Here is a 21,263-nt window from a genome sequence, read left to right as displayed (position 1 = left end):
TGTAAAATATACATTACTTAAAGTTTGTTATTATGTTTTTTTTGTATAATTTGGTGAAATCTTATTAATAAATTTCTTAATCATTTAATTTTAAAACAATTTAAAGTCAAAGGTTTTGCACATCCTCAAATTGTTACTATGAGGCTCAATTTCTTATAATCTACAGCCAAAAGCTAAAAAAGAGAATTAAATAACAATCCCAAATTGCAAAAAAAACATGAAACAAGAAGTTGCTGCTTTAGAACAATCCATGCACATTAAAGATTTTCTTTTTGTAATTAAAAAAAAATCAGATCACTTAACTAATTATTTCCTTATCAGTTTTTTTGTCGTCGGCTTGTTGCTTTCTTTTTTTTATGACACCTGGCAAATAGGCATTGGAGTTGGAAGCCTGTTGCTTATTGCGTATTATTCGACAAAAATTGTCCTCCCTAAATCGAATTTATACCAATATGTCCTTAGTGTAGTATTGGGAATTTTCATGGCTCAATTTATTTATCAAATGCATGGAATGTTCGAAATGCATTTTATGGCATTCATTGCAAGTGCAATACTTATTACGTATCAAAACTGGAAGTTGCAAATACCACTTTTGCTGGTTGTGGGAATACATCATGGAGTGTTTGGTTATTTTCAGTATCTGGGATTAGATGAAATTTATTTCTCTCAGTTAGATTATATGTCATTGCAGACATTTATTATTCATATAATACTTGCAGGTTGTATTTTTTCTATTTGCGGGTTGTGGGCCTATCAATTTAAAAAATATAGCGAAATACATATGGAACTAATTTTTAACAAAAGAGAGATTGAAAATCAGGAATTAAAAACCGCCAATTATGAACTTGACCGTTTTGTTTACAGTACCTCTCATGATTTGCGGGCGCCACTGAACTCAATGCTTGGTCTTATTGAAATAGCCAAAGAAGAGACTACTGAAGAATTGATGCTTGAATATTTTAGAATGTTAAAAGGTAGTGCAAAAAAACTGGATGGCTTTATTTGTGATATTCTTGATTATTCGCGAAACTCTCGTATGAAAATCAATAACGAACTAATCAATTTCAGAGAACTGATTAATGGTGTAACAGAAAATTTAAAATTCATAGGTGATAATAACAGAATGGTTGAATTTAAAATTGAAATCTCTGATGAAGCTTCCTTTTATTCGGATAAAAATCGTCTGATCACTATTTTAAATAATCTTATTTCAAATGCTATTAGGTATCAAAATTCTCAAATTCCAAATCCCTATGTCCATATTAAAATAGAGACGTCTCCGGCTGAAACCAATATCTTTATTCAGGACAATGGTATAGGTATTGATGAAGAATCGCAATCTAAAATATTTGATATGTTCTACCGGGTATCTCAGGAATCTGTTGGTTCAGGACTAGGATTGTATATTGTAAAAGAAGCTGTTAATAAACTGAATGGCGATATAAAAGTTAAATCTCAAATAGGTGAAGGAACGACTTTCTTAATTAAAATACCAAACCAATAAACTAATCTTAACTAATGGACCAGGAATCAGAAAAACCGACTTTCAAAAAAATTTTAGTGATAGACGACAATCCAACTGATCGTTATATTGCAAAGCGAATGGCTGAAAAATATCATTTTGCCGAAGAAATAATTTTGCAAGAATCAGCTCTTGAAGCACTTGATTATATTAAATCATTAGAAAGTACTCCAGAACTACTTCCACAGTTCATTTTTTTAGATATTAATATGCCGGGAATGAACGGCTATGAATTTCTGGAAGAATATGCAAAACTTTCTGAAACCATTAGAACAAATTGCATCATTTTGATGATTACAACTTCCATACATCCCGACGATTTTAAACGGGCTGAAAATAATCCTTCTGTATTTCGTTTTTTAAACAAACCACTCGATAGAGAGAAATTTAGGCTTATTGAAGATGAGTTTTTATCGAAGAAATGAAAGATCAATTGATAATATTTCGACTATTCTAAAAATCCTGAATTTTATTAAACCACAATAAATCTTTTATTTTTGGTTTGGTAAAAAACAATTATGGAAAAACTTAGAAAGCATATTGAGGAAATTATACCAATCACTGGCGAAGAGTTTTAGAAATAAGAAAGGAGAGTAAGAAATCTAATAAGTTTTTTTAAATATTGAAAGCAAAGAGTGTTCGTAATTTTACAATTTCCTGCCTGTGGGAATGATTTACTTTGTTTCTATAAAAATTATAAAAATGAAAAAATCACTTATTTTAAACGGATTACTGATGCTTACCTTTTGGTGTAATGCTCAAAATGCGGAGCCTAATTTGAAGGCTGCCAGAAAGGCCATAGAAGCCAGCAATGAAATCTACGCAGACCTCGCTAACAAAAACGACGGATCTATTCTTAGCAGGTATACTGATGATGCCTGCTTATTCCCGCCTAACACTGCACCGGTATGTGGAAGTGAACAAATAGCTTCATTCTTTAAATCCGGACCAAAGGTGCATGTTAAGTTTATCATTCAACATTTATATGGAGATGGCAAAACTTCTGTAACAGAAGAAAGCTTTTATGAGATGACTGATCTGGAAGGTAAAAAACTGGATGACGGAAAAGTGATTGTCATCTGGAAGAACACGAAAGACGGCTGGAAGATGTATCGCGATATGTTTAGCAGCAACCATCCGGCGAAATAAGTCTAAAAACCAACGTTGACAGCTTGCTGAAAATCGGTACCATTTTTTATTAATGAACTTCTGGCGGCAGAAGGAGTGATATCTGTAAACTTCCTAAATTCTTTAATAAAATGGGCCTGGTCGTAATACCCGCAGTCGTAAGCGATCTCAGTCAACGATTGCGGCGTATTGAGTACCAGCTGCAGACTCTTGTTAAATCGCACTACTGAAGTAAAGGCTGCAGGACTTATACCAATATTTGATAGGTAAAGTTTTTGGATATATCTTTCTGATAATCCTGAATGCCGAGCCAGAGCAGGTAAATCCAGTGGCTGATAATCAAACAAAAATTTCTGACTGAGAGTCTGAAGTATTGATACTTTCTTCAATCGGGTTTCGTTTTTTTTCAGTTGTTGGAGAAAGTAGTTTTCTAAGATTCTAATTTTATTGGGAAGTCCGTCGATCTCCATAATGCGGTTGTACAACTCCCTGTTTTCACTCAATGCAACATCATACATATCGGTGGCATAGTTAGTAAATTCAGACAGTGGATCAGAGAAGAACAATGCGCTGGCATGCGGGTAAATTCGCGCTATAAGTACTGAAGTCCCTTTTGCTACTGTAAGTCGGGTCGGAAGGGTGAGATGGCCCAATAGCTCTATTGCCGGTGTATCCTTGTGTTTGCCGTTGATAATAGTGGCAGCTGCTCCTTCAGAGATATTGACAATAAGGTCGACATATCCACTTGGATAAAACACTTCGTTGTCGAGATCTTTGTTAATAGTAACAAGGGTATAATTCTTTATATATGGTGCTAAACTGGGGGAAGGCAAAATCTCCATATAATTACTTTTGTAAAAATTCAGAAGCAAATCTTCTGATTTATAGTTTATTATAAAATTAAAAAAAATATAATATGAACCGATGTAAAAATTAAAAAAAAGTGAATTAATAGTTTGTAATTTTTTGATAAAAAAATAATAGGCAATTAATGAAATTCTTTTAAAACATTTGCCTTTGGAGGATCAATAACAATAAAAAAAATCCCGTAAACATGTTTACAGGATTTTTTGTGGAGTCGCCAAGAATCGCAAGCTATTTCCAAAAAAAGATTTAACAAACTAAAGTATCCATAAACAGAGCTCGTTGTGTCCAAAATGAGTGTTGTTATATGTTTTAATCAATCTTTATACTTTCAATTGCTTTCACCATAGCAGTTTCCTTTATCCCAGGCACTTTTAATCCTTCAGCACGAAAAACTGTTAAATCTGTCATACCTAAAAATCCAAGGAAAGCTTGCAAATATGGAGCCACAAAGTCGTTGGCTTTACCTTGTCCTTCTGAATAAACACCACCAGAAGCCATGGCTACATAAACTTTTTTTCCTGTTACCATTCCAATTGGGCGACCATCTTCGCCATACCCAAAAGTTATTCCTGCTCTGGTAATATGGTCAATCCATGCTTTTAGTGAAGAATGAATCGTAAAGTTGATAAGCGGTGCACCAATGACGATGATGTCTGCAGCCATTAATTGTTTAACCAATTTATTAGATAAGCTGATAGATTTTTTTTCTTCTTCAACTAGTTGATCTGTTGGAATAAAAAAAGTCCGAAGTACAGCAGGTGTAAGATGTGGTATTTCGATTTCGACCAAGTTTAATTCTTCAAGTTCATATTGAGGATATTTTTCCTGAATTTTTACGACAATAGCATTACCCAGTTTAATACTGTAGGAATCTTTGCCTAATAGACTGGATTTTAGATGGAGAATGCGTTTCATAACTGTTTTATTTTTTTAAGTTTATCAATTCTAAGTTCTGAGATGGATTCCTTTCTATGTTAACTATGAAAGGTTTATTTCTCTCGAATTATCAAAAGCAAAGTTATTGTTTGTAAGTATATAAAAGTTAGTACTTACCCAAAGGAAAGTGGTTACTTTTACGAAAGTTTGTATATTTGCTATGATGAAAACAATTGAACATATAACACTTCCGACCAAGGAAGAGTGTACCGGATCTCTCAAAAACGTCATTGATGCGATGTATGTTCTTAATGGAAAATGGAAACTGGCTTTGATTCTTTGCCTTGTGCAATCATCAAAGCGTTTTAACGAGATTCAGAAGGAAATTACAGGTATTTCCCCTAAAGTATTAGCAAATGAATTGAAAGATTTGGAACTAAATTACCTTATCAAACGTAACGTGCATCCAACTACTCCAGTAAGCATAATTTATGAAGCGACCGAGTATAGCCGAACTTTAAAAAACGTGCTAAGTGAGCTAGGTGCTTGGGGTGAACAACATAGAATGAAAATTAAAGAGAAATAGTATCAATTAAACCGCACCCGAAACACCAACGTGCCCAGCCTATTTTTACTCTCTAATAATTTGCTAAAGGATTGTACTTCACCTCAAAATGTCGAAAGCAGTATTTTACCAACAATTATTTCTACAGAAAGTAGTCTTACAGCCAAAGAAGGTAACTATGATGAGGTTTCATGGATGGGCTTCACAAAACGGTGGAACAACCGGAGGAGGAACTGCTCAAGAGACTGTCGTAACTGATTATGCTCAATTAAAAGCGGCACTTCAAAATACTGCAGTAAAAGGAATCAATGCATCAGCTACCATTACCGTACCTGCAATTACCGAAGGATAAATAAAAAAGCCCGGATGCAAGTCCGGGCTAAAAGTGTAGTGACTATTTTTTGACGTTTATTCAGATGGATGAATAAATGTTTTTCAAATATAAATAAGCTATTTTTAAAACGAGTAACCCAATGTCAAGAGCCAGTTTGACGGCGCACCAGGAAACAAACGGATATAATCGTAACCTCCAACCCAGTAGGTTTTGTTGGTTATGTTATTGGCATTAAGCTGAATTTTAAATTTATTGATATTGTAATACAAAGCTGCATTAAAGAGCGTATAACCCGGAATGGTCTGCGTTACAGTCTGGCTTAAATTACGGGTAGTCACAAAATTGGTTCCAAAGGCAAGTCCAAAATCTTTCAAAGCGCCTTCTATAAAGTTATAACGTGTCCAGACATTTCCCTGCTGTTTGGGGGTATTTGCTTTTTGCCTATCCACTTCAGATACTACCGGACTTTCTGTGATGGCTGCTTCGTTATAAGAATAAGCTGCTGAAATGCTCCAATTGCGGGTAATGCTTCCGTTTAGATCAATTTCAATACCTTTAGATTCTTCCTCTCCAATTGCTCTCATCAAATCCGGGTTTGTGGCATCATTTGCCGGATACAGAGTGTTTTTCTGCTGAATTTTAAATAAGGCAACAGTCACAAAAAGTTTTTCTCTAAACCAGGAAGATTTTCCTCCAAACTCCACCATATTGCTTTCCAGCGGGTCAAACGGTCCGCCCGCATTTGGGTTTGATAAAGAAGATGCAGTCTGCGGATTGTATCCTTTTACGTAAGTTCCGTATAAATTAATGTTCGGATTAAGCGTGTAAGTAAGTCCGAAACGAGGAAGGAACGAATGTTGCTTTACTTTCTTCTCTGTCGCTTTTTTATAGTTTTCCTTATCGGTATATTCGTCGTAACGCATACCAATCAGAGCCTGAAAAGCACCAAATTTAATGTGATCCTGAAGATAAATTCCGTACAATGAATAATAAGTCGGGTCAAAGGGACGGGCCGCATAGAAATATTTGCTCATGTCTTTTAGCTGCTGTGATGCCGATGGATTTGTCAGGTCAAAATGTGCCACATTGGGAACAGGATTTCCTTTTGAATCGAGCAAGTAAAGATTCTTTTTTGTCGGATCATAGCTGGCAATCGATGCGTTATTTGCCGCATTTCTATATCCTGTTGCCTGCAGCTGCGACCCCCCGGAAGGAACCTGTTCCTGGGCATAATCATAACCTGCAATCAAATTATGATCTAAGGTTCCGGTTTTGGCCTGATATTTAAAGAAAGCAGAAAGATTATCGATATAACGTTTACGTTTTCGCTGGAAAACCTGCATTTCAATTGCGGTTGGAATGGTAGATCCATCGCCGGCAGAAGCATATTTGTTAGCACCGCGGTGTTCCAAAAGATCTTCGGTATAACCCGTACGGATGTAAGAAGCAGAAAACGATAAACGATCTGTAAACTGATGATTTAATGAAGTGGTAACGATATAGGTTTCTTCATTTAAATAATCATTGGTAGAATTTAGTGAATTTGAGGTCTTGGTTGAATATAAATTGTCTTCATAAGTCGATTGTCCCCGGTCTAAGATACTTTTTGAGCCCGTATAAATCAAGTCAAAGTTTACACTTGTTTTATCATTTGGAAGAAATGACAGGGAAGGGGCGATGACAATATTTTTATCGAATTGCAGATCTCTGAAAGAATTTGCATTTTCATAACCTAAATTCAAACGGTATAAAAGCGATTTGTCTTGGGTTAATGGTCCTGTAAAATCGGCCAAAGCTCTTAGCGTATTGAAACTCCCTGTTGAAAAACTTACGCTGTTTGCTGCCTGATCCAGAGGTTTTTTGGTAACCCTGTTTAAAACTCCTCCGGGAGATGCGTTTCCAAACAAAGCCGATGAGGGCCCTTTTAAAACTTCAACACGTTCCAGGTAATTGGCGAGAGGCTGTTTCCAGAATCCGGTAGAAGTTCTCATTCCGTTTAGTAATTGCGTATTACTTCCTCCGTTAATTCTAAAACCCCGAATAGAAATGTCATCATAAAATGTAAACTGGCTCACACCACTAAAGTTCTTTACCACTTCGCCTACACGGATAGAACCCTGGTCTGCGATTAATTCTTTTGTGGCGTATGAAACAGCCTGAGGCAGATCCTTTAAAGCAATTTCAGTTTTGGCACCAATAAAAGATTTGGTGTTCCTGTATGATTTCTCTTTTCGTCCCGTAATCTCTACAGTCTGTAGAGTGTTGATATTTTCCTGTAAAATTATCGAAACTTCAAGGTTTTCATTCTCGTGCACCTCTACTGTTTTTTCCTGAACAGAAAAACCCATCGCTGAAAAATGAACAGTATAATTTCCGGGTGTGAGGTTATTGATTTCAAAATTTCCCTTATCGTCAGAACTGGTATTCTTTTTAAGACTTTTTATTGATATAGAAGCATAAGATAAAGCTTCGTTATTCCCGGAAAGGATCTTCCCGGTAATTTTCCCATTTTGTGCCTGACCTAAATTAAAGAAGGCGAGCAGCAAAAATAAATAAGTAAACTTCATGGCGGTTATTTATATTTTAGCTGCAAATTTATATTTATTTAGATTAAATACAAATAATAAATTAAAAAAATGAATGACTCTAACAACAGAAATGTCACAATTAATACCTGCTTCCAAAGATGTAATGGTATCCATTAGGATTGGTTTGATATAACGGTCTCATTTTTGGCAAGTTATTGTTTTTATTGAAGTGATATTAAATCAAGTTTAAATGAGCAGGCCAGGATAATTTTTTAAAATGTATTTTTATTTGGATTTAAACATAAAGACAAAACATTCGGGACAAAATGGAGAAAAAGTACTTATGCCATTCATACTGGCAGTATGTACGGTTGGTCGACCAAAATTTTAGCCACACTTTGTTTCTTTATTTTGTGCCTTTTTGCCTGTTAGCGGTTTTCTGATTTGGTGGTGACAAAATAAAAAAAGAATGATTTTAGAATTGTTGGCAAAAATAAAGTCTGCTCACACCACAGCGCGAGCAGACTTTATTTTTGCTGCTATTTTTAAATAAAACAACTGCTTAGTGATTAACCATCTTCATTGCTTCTTCACTATAGCGCTCTCCAATTATAGGATATCTATTAATTAGTTCATTAACAGCAGTAAGATCAGCACTTGTCAATTTAACTTCAATTGCACCTATATTCTCTTGCAGATAATTTCTTTTCTTGGTTCCTGGAATAGGAATTATATCTTCACCCTGGGCTAACACCCAAGCCAAAGCTAGTTGTGCGGGTGTACAACTTTTGGAGGCTGCAAATGCAGCGAAATTTTCTATAAGCTTATTGTTGTTATCAATATTTTCACTTTGATAGCGAGGAAGGGTCCTTCTGAAGTCATCAATGGCAAGTGTGTCCACATTAAGTTTATTTGTAACCAGACCCCGCGCCAAAGGAGAATAAGGGACAAGAGAGATACCAAGCTCACGAGTAGTTTTTAATATTCCATTTTCTACATCTCTTGTGAGAAGCGAGTACTCACTTTGAACAGCGGAGATTGGATGTACAGCGTACGCTTTTCGTAAGGAATTTGCAGAGACTTCACTAAGTCCGAGATAGCGTACTTTACCTTCTTTTACTAAATCTGCCATTGCCCCAACAGTTTCCTCAATAGGAATATTTGGGTCAACGCGGTGCGCATAATAAAGATCTATAGTGTCTATTTTAAGGCGCCTCAGGCTCTGTTCAATAGCAACTTTCATCCAGGCAGGTGAGCCGTCAAAATAGGTTCCTGAAGAACTGCTAGGTCCCGCAATCCCATCTTTAAAGCGAAATCCGAATTTTGTTGCGATAAATATCTTATCGCGGTTAGGTACAAGGACTTTGGAGATGAGTTCTTCGTTGGCACCGTTGCCGTACATATCGGCTGTATCCCAAAAGTTGATGCCCATATCAAGGGCTTTCTCCAGCGTGGCGAGGCTTTCTTTATCGTCTGTTGGACCATAAGCAAAACTCATGCCCATACAGCCTAATCCAAGTGCTGATAGTTCTTCACCTGTTGTTCCGAGTTTTCTGTATTTCATTTTTATCTAATTTTGTTTCTACAAAAGTAGATGCAAAAACATGGTCAGGGCTTATAGTTATCAAACAGTTAATTATAATATTCAAACAGTTATCTCAGCTGGGTGGGTGCCAAACCAGTGTGTTTTTTAAAAAAGAATGTAAAATAAGAAGGGTATTCAAAACCAAGGCTGTAGCCAATATCGGCAATATTCCAGTCTGTGTACTGCAATAAGGTTTTAGCTTCTTTAATAATACGATCTGCAATATGAGTAGTTGTAGTTTTTCCTGTAATTTGCTTTACCGAACGATTAAGATGGTTGATGTGTATGGATAAAGAATTGGCGTAATCTGCCGGATTTTTTAATTTTAGTATAAGTGAAGGGGAATCAATTGGAAACTGTCTTTCGAGCAATTCAAGAAATAAAGCAGATACCCGGGAAGAAGCATTTGTATAGGTCTGAAAATTTGTGGCAGAATTATTTTTCATAGCCTCATGAATTATCAGATGCAGATAGCTGCGCAGGATATCGTACTTATGTGGATAAGTGGAGAGCATTTCTGATTGCATCTTCATATATATGGATGAAAGTTCCTTTAATTGAGTATCATCGGGAAAAAATATGGGATTACATCCAATTTTGAATAAAGGAGAATCCAGTAAGCTATTCATGCGTTCGCTATGCTGGATAAAATCTTCGGTAAACAGACAGTACCAACCTGACTGATGCTCAGATTCCGCTTCCCACGAATAAGGTACCACAGGATTAGAAAAGAGTAGGGCGGGTTTGTCAATCTGTATCCATTTGTTTGCATAATAAATCTTACCCTTGCCGATGATGAGAGAAATTTTGTAAAAATCCCGTCGGCTGTAGGGACTTACTTCGGCACATGTTTCTCTGCTAAAAACATTAATATGGCCTATCCCAGCATTATTAAGCGGAACATTTGTGGGTGCATGGTTTGGCAGTCGTTTATAAAATTCGCTAACGCTTTCTGCTTGTTTCATTGTGTAAATTTATAAAAATAAAATAGACCTTAAAATAGGGAATTCAATTTTTCAGCGCTATTGCTTGTGATTTTTTATCAAGAAGCGTATTTATTTTATCTTTATGGTATTGCCTGACTCACTGTTCTATTTTTTACAGCAGCTCAATTTCTTTAGGGGCATCTGTCAGATCTGAGAGCCCCTTTATAAAGTAGTACCCCATCTTGCCGTTAGCTTTGACGCTAACTTAAACTTCTCCAGAGGCTTTAATTTTCTCTGGATTCTTTGAAGTTTTGCCAAGGGGTGAACTAGTCATCTTGTTAATGTTATGGTGAATTAGCCATCACCTGATACATATTGGGTATACGCCCCATTTTTTTACTAAGCATTTCCAAAGTTGGTTTTGCCTCATGCGACGCTTGCTCCGCATCAATTGCTTGAATATTCATCATCTTTATTTTTCTGCTTGTTATTATGGCTTAATTATCTGGCCCGTGTTTGCTCCAAATACACTTTTTCGGAAACCGTATTCGAGCTGTTTCATAGTTACCGGGATTTCTCCTGGGAAATAGGAAAAATACTGAGGTGAATCTTCAATAACAGTCGGACTAACAGCATTGATGCGGATACCATTGTCTAATTCAATTGCTGCTGCGCGAATAAAGCTTTCAACAGCGCCATTTGCAGCGGATGCATTTGCAAAGTTCAATTGGGGTTCATACGTTAAACCGCCTGTAATTAAAGTAAATGAACCTTTTGGATTGATATAGTGCTGTCCAATGAGTACCAAATTAATTTGTCCCATCATTTTTCCCTCGATACCTTTTCTGAATTCCTTGTCGGTCATTTTCTTCCATGGTCCAACATGAGTTGGTCCGGCTGTTGATATAAGTGCATCGAAGGAACCAACTTGCCTGAATAAATTTTCTATTGATTCAACAGCAGTAATATCGACTTGAAAGTCGCCATTGCCTGACCCGACTCTTATGATCTCGTGTTCTTTTTCAAATGCAGTTGACAAGTATTTTCCCATGGTGCCTGTTGCGCCTATGATGATAATTTTCATTTTTTTGTGTTTAAGGATTAAAAATATTTATTGTGTTAGGAATTGTTAGCCTCAGATCTGCATAATTTTAAAAATCTTCAAAAATTAATTTTTTACTTACTGTCATTCCTGTTGCTGTGCTCATGGCAATGGTAAGGCCAATGTTTGTGATTGCCGGCGTTTGAATAATTACATGAAAGAATTTTCCCTGAGGAATGCATGTCAGCCATCGGTCGACAAAAAGTAATCCCCGTGATTTAATACTACAAAGGCTTAGTATAAATATCAGACAGTCTATCAGCAATGTTGCGCCTGTATCAGTCGCAATTGTTTTAAAAAGAACCTTCACAGCTGTTGTTTATTATCTTTTTTGCTAGCTTGGCGGATGATAAAATCTACAAAAGGGACACCTACAAAAATTATCCAGGGAACCAGGGTAAGAGTAAGCAATAATGTTTTCAGGTACAAAGGCAATATCAGAGAAGATTTACCTAACAGATACAGAAGCAGCGTGATAGACGGGTAAATTACGACCCATATCTTTAATGCCGCAATTAATTTTATTTTTGTTTTCATACAAATTACTTTTTGAATACTTATAATTATTTATTCAGCAAAAGTAATTTCAGATCTAATCTATAGGATAGGACAAAAACGAGGATGAATAGGACTTATTTGAGATTTTGCCTAAATACCTCGGGCGAAGTGCCTGTATGCTTTTTGAAGAACCTGATAAAGTAGGAAACATCTTCATAACCCAGATAATAGGCTATTTGGCTCACTTGATTCGATGTTGCAAGCAGCTGTCTTTTAGCTTCCAGGATAATGTATTCATTAATGAGATCAGAAGGTGTTTTATTCAGTAGGCTCTTTGTAATGGCAGCAAGTTGATAGGTAGAGATATTCATCAACTCGGCATATTGGCTGACTTGCTTATGGATAATTAGCCTGACCTCTAAAAGTTCAATAAATTGCTCAAGTTTCTCTTGTGCATATGGGTTAACTCCCTTTGTGGGCCTTTCCTTATTCTGGCGATTTCTCAGCAGTTCGATAAAGAAGACATGGAGACCTGTCTTAATCACTTCGTGATAACGCTCTTGCAGATCAGTAAACTCTTTAAAGATATAGGCTAGAATATTGGCAAGCTTCTCAAATTGATTAGTATTGGTTTTACAAAAATTCTGACGGCTCGCCTGACGTAAAAGTTGTACTGCTGAATGATCTTGGGCATCAAAAAAATCTGGTTTAAACTGAAGCAGATAGCCTGTGCTTCCTTTCTTTAGGTTTAGCTGGTGTACCTGTCCCGGGCGCATAAAAAACAGTGTGTTATCTCCCACTTCATGAACGGTAAAATCTATTTCGTGCTCCCCTATGCCATTTTTTAAAACCAATAGATAATAGAAGTCGTGCCTATGTAGTTCCTGTATCATTTCGCCTTGATTAAGCAAGTCTTCAATAGCTTTGATGCTAAAATGATCAGCTAAGGTAGGTTCCTGAATTTGCCTGACTGGAATTTTTTTCACCTCAAGTGGATAATGTTATACGGGTTAAAGATATAGTACTTATTTTTAATATTCCAGATACAGATCTAAAAAAAAATTAGCATCTGATACCAGTTTTGACGTTTTTCGAAACTATAAAATGAAATATTTAATAAAATAGAGGTCTGTTAAAAATGGATTGCAGCTTTATGTAGGTTTCGAAAATTGGAACTAAGTACACTCGGCTGAACAAATGAAATACTTGGATATTTTTAGGCTTGAGAGGTTTAAATTGTAAATAAAAATGTAAACTTTGTAAATAAAAACTTGACACTATGCATCTTAGTCAAAATCTCCTCTCTGGAAAACGCAAATACTTATTTGCATTGATACTACTCCTTTTTATCTTTGTAATCTGTGTGGCTTTTAGCATGGAGGATGGTGACGATTTTGATATCTCAAGAAGGGAAGTTTTACTCCGCAGAATTGGACATGAATTACTTTTACAGTCGGGCGACAGTACATCACGGGTACTTCCGGTAAAAAAAATCGCTGAAAATGAGTACCAGATCAGGTTTGAGAATGATCTAAGTTTTCAACCTGCCTCGTTAGTGAATATTACCCGGCGTTTTTTGACCAAAGACCCGCTCGCAAGCGATTATGTTGTCAACGTTCTGAACTGTGGCAACTCTAGTGTAGTTTATGGATATGCTATATCCAAAAATAAAAAAGATGATATTGTAGCCTGCATAGGAAGAGTACAACCTATCGCCTGTTACATGATTAACATCAAATTCAAACCAACAGGCATAAATACAGCTAAGAATGGATATCTTCTGGGCGGTTTGTCTTTTTTAGCATTCGTTGGCCTTATTTTGTTGAGGTCTTTTAAGCCTCGGAAGGTTTTATCCGATAGTCGGGATACTGGCAAGTTAACTTTGGGCCCGGTGTTGTTCGATGCAAAGAATCAGAAGTTGGAAGCAAACGGAAAAACAATAGACCTGACCGGAACGGAAACCCGTGTATTGCTTATTTTCGCATTGTCTCCCAATGAGACTATAGAGAGAAGCCGACTGCAAAAAGAAATCTGGGAAGATGAAGGTGTTATTGTGGGGCGTAGTCTGGATATGTTCATATCAAAACTTAGAAAAAAACTGGAATTTAATCCAAATATCAAAATTGTTGTTATACGCGGCAAAGGATATAGGCTTGAAATTAGCTCTTAAGAAAATAGAAGGAATAGGTATTTGTCGTAGTATGGCGAAGGTAGTGAATAATGGCCGATACTTGCGATAGCGCGGATTCGTAATCCGTGCCTATAAAGATATAACCTATAATGCAGATAAAATACGGGCTATTAGTCTATTTATAGCATTTTATTGGGCATTTTATAATTAGATTAAATTAGAAAAAAAACATACAACAATAAAAAAAACCTAACTACTCTTATTTAAGTAATTAGGTTTTTTGTTGTAGCGAAAGCGGGAAATACTTTGAACACTTATTATGTTTCTAAAAGTTTTAAAAGAGGTTCATGATAGCAAAAAGTAAGATTTTTAGCTTTATGAATAGCCCAAAAGGGAGATTCTTTGAACACTTATTAGCGTTTCCGGAGACGTTAGAGCCCGTTTAATTGCTATTGCAGTTAATCGCGAAGCCGGTAATCCTTAGCAACCGTTATTTTTGCTAAAGTCACGTTTAAAAAGTATCTTATTATTTCGCTCAATATAGTCGCCCGATATAATCAAATATGGATGATTAGGTGAATACCCTGCGCTGCGGCTTCGTACAATTATTTTGTCGTTAACTTTCAGGCTGTTTAACTGCTGAAAATCCTTAGGAATAAATTGCATCATATATTCTTCGCCATTAATCCTGACTATAAGCCATTTTGGCCCTGACGATTTCCCGTTTGCGCGCTGAAAAGTAAGAGAGATTACCACGGCGTCCATATTGGTGAAAGTCTTTATGTACTTCTTTATTTTATCATGACTGGCATGCACTTTTTTACCTTCAGGAGAAACCTCCCATTCTTTGTACTTTATACCGTCAGGAGAAGCCTCCCATTTTTTCCTGTCATCCAGGACGGCTTTCCTGTCAGCAATAGAAGACGGTTTTGAGGATGGCTTAGTTTCATTTTTAATTTCATGATTAGCAAATACTAGTCCGCTTACCACAACCAGTAGTAAGATCAGCACATAGACGATTTTTTTCATATTTTTTATATCTTTTCAAAATTGATTCACCAAATTTACTTTGGTATTTCTCAACGTAAGTAATTTGGATTGTAAATAAAAATGTAAACTTTGTAAATTAATTGTAAATAATGCGTTTGATAGCGGTATCGGGCGGATATGAGACCGAAGAGCTACACCGATAGTGCGGATTTGTAATCTGTGCCCATAAAGAATTTAACCCGCAGCAATATAAAAAACCTAACTGCTTCTTTTAAAGTAATTAGGGTTTTTGCTGTAGCGGGAACAAGACTTGAACCTGTTACCAGGAAAAAGAACTAAGTACACGGATATAAAGTTTCGAACCTAAACTCTGCAACCTCTGTTGTAACTACATTTTTAAATATGAAAAATAGCTTGTGCCACTAATTTGTCACAAAACTTAAGGTGGAACTTTTTAAAATATTTTACCTCTTAAAGTGTGATCGGGTCATTATCCTTTTGAGCCTTTCAACAAATAAAATTGAACTTTTTCATTCAGAACCCTTATTTAAAAATTCTCTAATTAAACGAATCAGGTTCTATGGCTTAAAACGAAATGTTAGCTTTTTAGAATAAATAACTAAGTTTATAAGTTGAAATTGGACTCTATTAAATTCCCTCTGATTCAGATTTTTACGATTTAAAACTTAATTGTGAAGTTTAAAAAGAATAGTTAATATGGCACATTTTTTTTGTAAGAACCTCTCTTTTAGTTTAATATGTGTGCTTTTTAGGGATGTAGGAAATAAAATACAGTTGATGTATTTTGTCGATAATAATTATCGACGAATGGGATGTTAGGCCATGATTTGTTTCATGATTTTATTTCAGATTTTATTTTTTATCCATATGACAACAATTTTATTGTAAAGTTTCTCTTATAGAAACATAAATGAGGTTTATCGCAATTTTATAATGGTAAAATATAGTTTCAAATTTTATATAAAATATAGGGAATTATAATTTTATTTTAAACTATTGATAATCAGTGATTTTTTATTTTAAAAAGCATGTGCCATAACGTAATATACTTATACCGAAAAAGAGGTGAAAAAAAATATTCGATCGAAAGAAAGATTTTTAAAGAGTAAAAATCACTATGAATTTTAAAATTGCAAAATCAAACAAATGTTAAATTTTTTTGATAATACTTTTTAATTATTATTTGTAAGATATTTTGATTTTTTTATTGTGAATAAGCTTAAAACATGTAGTATTGATAATAAATTAAGAAAATTCTGCTATTTTTTTATGGAATAAATAATTTTTGAAGCTCTAAGAGTGAATTTAAGTTGAATAAAAGTGTTATTCAACGTTTTTATAGGTAGTTTGTCGACTAAAGTAGCTAGTTGTTAGGTGTTTATATACTTTCGCGACTCCAAAAACTACCAATAACCTATGAGACAATTTTTATGTCTTGAACCTACAAAGGTTCAAACCTTTTTTGATTTGTATAAAAGTTTGAAAAAAGATTTTATTACTTATTCAAAATCTAACCCTTATATTTTTTCATATTCCACCTATATGCTAAAAACCACAATTGGTTTCTTGGCTTACAATATTTGTATTTCTCAAATCTCTTTTGTGTATGCGTAACTTTACTTTTAATTGGTCTAAATTTTTTAGGCTCAACTTTCTAATTGCATTTTTATTACTGGGAACTTACAATGTTTCGGCTCAGTTTTATACCAAACACTACATTGCTCCGGCGCCTTGGCAATATTTTAGTAAATCAAATGAAATTGTTATTGCTACAAACTCGCTAACTACAGTAAATATTACGTTGACTAAGAGTGATGGTACTCTAGAAACGACTTTAACTGCAACTAAAGGAAATCCTGCGATCTACAGGTTTAAGCTTCTGGCAAAAGATCTTCCAATGTATGCTTTAGATACGGTAATAAATGCAGCGGGACTGATTGTTTCGAGTGATGGTCCGACATCTGTAAATATGCGAAATGTTGCTTCAGATAATTATGTGAATGGGGAGAATGTCGATGCCAATCTTAAAGGTAATGCTGCACTAACGAGTTTTGGGGACGCAGGAATTGGTGTTCGTTTTCGAGTAGGTTATTATAGAAATGGGTCGTTGGGAAATTTTGGTAGTTTAGGTGATCAACGTCCTATTTACAGTATAATGGCAACTGTAAATAATACGACAATAAAAATAAATAATGTTATTACCGCTACATTAAATGCAGGACAAAGTTATTTGTTTAAAGCCCCGATAGGGACATTGGTAGAATCCTCAAATCCCTGTGTAATGAATACTTCGGCAGCAATTGATATGCCAGGGGGGTGTGGAGATGGTGCCTTTAATCAAATTCCTCCAGAAGCAGTTTTGGGAACGGAATATTTTATTGAAAGAGGAACTGGAAATGATATTGCAGAACAGACTACAGTAGTAGCAACAAAGGATAATACAGTTTTAACCATAAATGGATATTCAACTACGGGAGTGTTAGCGTCTACAAACACTGTTACTTTAGCATTAGCCGGCGATTTTTATACTTTTATAAATGGTGTTACTAATACAAGTTTTACTGCATCTCGTGTTGCCGCAGATAAGAGGGTAGTGGTATATTCAGGAACGGCGCAATCTTGTGAAGTCGATATTTCGACAATTGCCCCAGTTTCAGAATGTGGTGGATCTAATTTTATAGAAACTGCAAAGTTTAGAAATTACGCTTCGGGAACATTAGATTATTTTGGATATATTCTTTTAAGAAGTGCTACAGAAGTTGTAAAAGTTAATGGAACTAATATTGAAACTGTAAGCGGTATTACAGCTCGTCATCAAATAGGAACGACAGGTTGGTATTTGATAAATTTTAAAAATACTCAAATAGGTAGCCCGGATGTTCTCTCTATTTCGAGTAATGCGAAACTTACGGTCTCCATTGTACAACAAGACGGGGGTTTTTCTATGGCTGGATTTTTCTCAAATTTTGCAGCTCAGCCAGAAGATCCAACCTTAACTTATATTTCAGGTGGAGGCTGTACCAATAATAAGGCAGAACTTACAACACCTGCTGGTTTTGCACCATACCAATGGTATTTGAATGGAACGGCGATCACAGGTGCTAATTCGGCAACTTATACAGCAACTAAAACGGGTGCTTATTCTGTAGCTTCTACTTTGACTTGTGGAGCTCAAACACAATCGAAACCAGTTAGTGTAACTTTATGTACAGATTTAGGAATTACAAAGACAGTTGATAATGTGGCACCTTGCATTGGGTCGAATGTAGAATTTACAGTAAAACTAAATAATTTAGGTGGTAATAATGTTTCTGGAGTTTCTGTAAATGATTTACTTCCTTCAGGATATACTTATGTAAGCTCAATTCCATCAATAGGTAGTTATAATTCAGGAACAGGAGTTTGGAGTATTGGAGATTTAGATGGAGAAACAGAAGTGACTTTAAAAATTACTGCCAAAGTAAATGCATCTGGTATTTATACTAATACAGCATCATTACCAACTTCTATAGATGATAATGCAGCGAATAATTCGGCTAGTGTAGCCATAAATCCAAAAACACTGCCTACTCTTGTTATTACAAATCCTGCCACGGTTTGTTCACCGTCTACAGTTGATTTAACTGCTTCTTCAGTTACGGCAGGAAGTAGTGCAAATTTGACTCTTTCTTACTGGACAAATGCAGCTGCAACAATATCTTATACAACACCAGGTACTGCAACTACGGGAACCTACTATATAAAAGCGGTTTCATCTGAAGGATGTGAAGTAATAAAACAAGTTGTGGTTACTGTTGATTCACCTTCAAATACACCAACAATTAGTGTAGTAAGTGGTTCGGTTTCATGTTCAACTGGAAATGTTGTTTTAAGGTCATCGGGTAATTCAGGTAGTTATTTATGGTCAACTGGAGAAACAACAAAAGAAATTACAGTTACTGTTGATGGAAATTATACAGTAAAAAGAATAAACAGCTCAGGTTGTGTGAGTAATAGCTCTGCGCCTACAGTTGTTACATTTAAACCTTCAGCGCCAACAGCTTCAGCCCAAATTTTTTGTAGTTCTGAGGGTAAAACAGTCAATGATTTAATTGCTGCTGGAATTAATTTAAAATGGTATAATACAAATGCGTCAACACCAGCTTTTGCAGGAAGTACAGCATTAACAACAAAAACATATTATGTAAGCCAGACATCAGTAAGTGGTTGTGAAAGTGCAAGAACTGCAGTAGCAGTAACTGTAAATACCGTTTCTTCAGCACCAGTAGCGTCAGCTCAGGCATTTTGTGTATCTGAAAATAAAACAATACATGATTTAATAGCTACAGGAACTGGTTTACAGTGGTATGATACGAATACTTCAACAACACCTTTAACAGGAACTACGGCATTAATTTCAAAAACATATTACGTAAGTCAGACTGCAAACAGTTGTGGCGAAAGTGCGAGAACTGCGGTAGTAGTAACAATTAATACAATTCCAACTGCACCAACAGCTTCATCTCAGACATTTTGTGTGGCAGATGCTAAGAAAGTAAGTGATTTAATTGCTTCAGGAAGCAATTTAAAATGGTATAATGCTAGTACTGGCGGAACACTTTATAACGCAACCGACATATTATCTTCAGGAAACTATTATGTAAGTCAATCGAATAGCTGTGGTGAGAGCTCAAGAACTTTAGTAGCTGTTACAGTGAATAATACGACTGCACCAACTGCTTCATCTCAAATATTTTGTGCAACTGATGGTAAAAAAGTAAGTAATTTACAAGCTACAGGATCTAATTTAAAATGGTATGCTGCAAGTACTGGGGGAAGTGCTTATGCAGGAACGGAGACATTATCAACAGGGAATTATTATGTAAGCCAGACTTTAAATAGTTGCGAAAGTACAAGGGTTTTAGTCCCAGTTACAGTAGATAACGCAGCACCTGTACCGACTGCATCTGCTCAAACATTTTGTGTTTCTGAAGGTAAAACGGTTAATGATTTAATAGCTTCAGGGAGTAATTTAAAATGGTATACTGCAAGTATTGGTGGAACATTATATACGGGAACGGAAACGTTATCTTCAGGAAACTATTTTGTAAGTCAGACTACAAACAGCTGTGGTGAGAGCGCCAGGACTTTAGTTGCAGTTACAATAAATCCAACACCAGCTGCGCCAACAATAACACCAGGAGGCCCGACAACATTTTGTTCAGGAGGTACTGTAGTTTTGACTTCAAGTGGAGGAAATGACTATTTATGGTCAACAGGGGAAACAACGGAATCTATTACGGTTTCAACTTCAGGAAATTACAATGTTAAGGTAACAAATGCTTCTGGTTGTCAAAGCGCAGCTTCAGCTTCAACAACTGTAACTGTAAATCCTATTCCATCTTCACCAATTGCTTTAGCTCAGACTTTTTGTTTAGCAGATAACAGAAAAATTAGCGATTTAGCACCTTCGGGAACCGGTATTAAATGGTATAGTGCCAGTACAGGAGGAATACTTTATATAGGGACTGAGACATTAGTGACAGGAACTTATTTTGCAAGTCAGAGTTCGAATGGTTGCGAAAGTACAAGAACTTCCGTAGGAGTAACGTTAACGCCAAAACCATCGGATATTGTCACAACGGCAACTATCTGCTCGGGAGAGACCTATACGTGGGCGGCCAACAACACGCCTTATACGACCAACCAGTCGGCACTTAAAATTGTAAACGACGGCTGTACGGCAGACCAGGTATTGAATTTGAGTGTAACACCAAAACCATCGGATATTGTCACAACAGCAACTATCTGCTCGGGAGAGACCTATACATGGGCGGCCAACAACACGCCTTACACTACAAACCAGTCTGCACTTAAAATTGTAAACAACGGTTGTACGGCAGACCAGGTATTGAATCTGAGCGTAACACCAAAACCTTCGGATATTGTCACAACGGCAACTATCTGCTCGGGAGAGACYTATACRTGGGCGGCCAACAACACGCCTTACACTACAAACCAGTCTGCACTTAAAATTGTAAACAACGGTTGTACGGCAGACCAGGTATTGAATCTGAGCGTAACACCAAAACCATCGGATATTGTCACAACGGCAACTATCTGCTCGGGAGAGACCTATACATGGGCGGCCAACAACACGCCTTATACGACAAATCAGTCTGCACTTAAAATTGTAAACAACGGCTGTATG

The 21,263-nt window shown here is 36.0% G+C and carries 17 protein-coding genes and 1 pseudogene; 7 read left to right on the top strand and 11 right to left on the bottom strand.

Translation table 11 applies throughout. From position 1 onward, the window contains the following. The first annotated feature begins 217 nt into the window (after positions 1-217). From ASC72_RS05025 to ASC72_RS05015, 3 genes are all read left to right on the top strand, one after another. Entirely contained in the window at positions 218-1,504 is a 1,287-nt protein-coding gene (locus ASC72_RS05025) for a HAMP domain-containing sensor histidine kinase (RefSeq protein WP_056187766.1), read from the top strand. A gap of 14 nt (positions 1,505-1,518) precedes the next feature. Continuing rightward, positions 1,519-1,947: a response regulator gene (locus ASC72_RS05020; RefSeq protein WP_056187762.1), complete on the top strand. Its 429-nt coding sequence runs from the start codon at positions 1,519-1,521 to the stop codon at positions 1,945-1,947. 244 nt (positions 1,948-2,191) lie between these two features. Then, positions 2,192-2,671, top strand: a complete 480-nt coding sequence (locus ASC72_RS05015; RefSeq protein WP_241775632.1) for a hypothetical protein — start codon at positions 2,192-2,194, stop codon at positions 2,669-2,671. 2 nt (positions 2,672-2,673) lie between these two features. On the opposite strand, the gene ASC72_RS05010 is transcribed toward ASC72_RS05015, so the two are convergent. Then, positions 2,674-3,492 (bottom strand): helix-turn-helix transcriptional regulator, encoded by an 819-nt coding sequence (locus ASC72_RS05010; RefSeq protein WP_056187759.1) that lies wholly within the window; start codon positions 3,490-3,492, stop codon positions 2,674-2,676. Positions 3,493-3,826: 334 nt separating this feature from the next. Beyond that, complete coding sequence (locus ASC72_RS05005; RefSeq protein WP_056187756.1) at positions 3,827-4,432, bottom strand: FMN-dependent NADH-azoreductase; 606 nt, start codon at positions 4,430-4,432, stop codon at positions 3,827-3,829. A 184-nt stretch (positions 4,433-4,616) separates the two neighbouring features. On the opposite strand from ASC72_RS05005, the gene ASC72_RS05000 reads away from it, so the two are divergent. Next, entirely contained in the window at positions 4,617-4,979 is a 363-nt protein-coding gene (locus ASC72_RS05000) for a helix-turn-helix domain-containing protein (RefSeq protein ID WP_117595770.1), read from the top strand. A 157-nt stretch (positions 4,980-5,136) separates the two neighbouring features. Continuing rightward, entirely contained in the window at positions 5,137-5,310 is a 174-nt protein-coding gene (locus ASC72_RS23870; protein WP_198528482.1) for a hypothetical protein, read from the top strand. Positions 5,311-5,414: 104 nt separating this feature from the next. Here ASC72_RS23870 and ASC72_RS04990 read toward each other — a convergent pair whose 3' ends face one another. From ASC72_RS04990 to ASC72_RS04960, 8 genes are all read right to left on the bottom strand, one after another. Beyond that, positions 5,415-7,859, bottom strand: coding sequence for a TonB-dependent receptor (locus ASC72_RS04990; RefSeq protein WP_056187745.1), 2,445 nt, complete (start codon positions 7,857-7,859; stop codon positions 5,415-5,417). Between the two features lie 523 nt (positions 7,860-8,382). Continuing rightward, the gene (locus ASC72_RS04985; protein WP_056187742.1) at positions 8,383-9,384 is read right to left on the bottom strand and encodes an aldo/keto reductase; all 1,002 of its coding nucleotides are present in this window, start codon (positions 9,382-9,384) and stop codon (positions 8,383-8,385) included. A gap of 89 nt (positions 9,385-9,473) precedes the next feature. Next, positions 9,474-10,370 carry an AraC family transcriptional regulator gene (locus ASC72_RS04980; protein WP_056187739.1) on the bottom strand — a complete coding sequence of 299 codons (897 nt, stop codon included), beginning with the start codon at positions 10,368-10,370 and terminating at the stop codon, positions 9,474-9,476. A gap of 305 nt (positions 10,371-10,675) precedes the next feature. Next, entirely contained in the window at positions 10,676-10,801 is a 126-nt protein-coding gene (locus tag ASC72_RS24695; protein WP_256380466.1) for a hypothetical protein, read from the bottom strand. Positions 10,802-10,821: 20 nt separating this feature from the next. Further along, a complete protein-coding gene (locus ASC72_RS04975) occupies positions 10,822-11,415 on the bottom strand; it encodes a short chain dehydrogenase (protein ID WP_056187736.1) in 594 nt (197 codons plus the stop codon). Positions 11,416-11,482: 67 nt separating this feature from the next. Beyond that, entirely contained in the window at positions 11,483-11,743 is a 261-nt protein-coding gene (locus tag ASC72_RS04970) for a hypothetical protein (protein ID WP_056187732.1), read from the bottom strand. After that, positions 11,740-11,970, bottom strand: coding sequence for a hypothetical protein (locus ASC72_RS04965; RefSeq protein ID WP_056187730.1), 231 nt, complete (start codon positions 11,968-11,970; stop codon positions 11,740-11,742). The genes ASC72_RS04970 and ASC72_RS04965 overlap by 4 nt, the downstream gene beginning before the upstream one ends. Positions 11,971-12,065: 95 nt before the next feature. Continuing rightward, a complete protein-coding gene (locus ASC72_RS04960; protein WP_056187727.1) occupies positions 12,066-12,917 on the bottom strand; it encodes an AraC family transcriptional regulator in 852 nt (283 codons plus the stop codon). A 293-nt stretch (positions 12,918-13,210) separates the two neighbouring features. Between ASC72_RS04960 and ASC72_RS04955 the strand changes: the two genes are divergently transcribed. Further along, entirely contained in the window at positions 13,211-14,101 is an 891-nt protein-coding gene (locus ASC72_RS04955) for a winged helix-turn-helix domain-containing protein (RefSeq protein WP_056187724.1), read from the top strand. Positions 14,102-14,542: 441 nt separating this feature from the next. Here ASC72_RS04955 and ASC72_RS04950 read toward each other — a convergent pair whose 3' ends face one another. Next, a complete protein-coding gene (locus ASC72_RS04950) occupies positions 14,543-15,073 on the bottom strand; it encodes a hypothetical protein (protein WP_241775631.1) in 531 nt (176 codons plus the stop codon). A 1,606-nt stretch (positions 15,074-16,679) separates the two neighbouring features. Between ASC72_RS04950 and ASC72_RS04940 the strand changes: the two are divergent. Continuing rightward, positions 16,680-21,263 (top strand): annotated as a pseudogene (locus tag ASC72_RS04940) (DUF11 domain-containing protein); the annotation flags it as partial.

The organism is Flavobacterium sp. Root420 (assembly GCF_001427905.1).
Taxonomy (GTDB): domain Bacteria; phylum Bacteroidota; class Bacteroidia; order Flavobacteriales; family Flavobacteriaceae; genus Flavobacterium.
The sequence above is the reverse complement of the archived record's forward strand: the minus strand, read 5'-3'. Positions and strand labels throughout refer to the sequence as shown.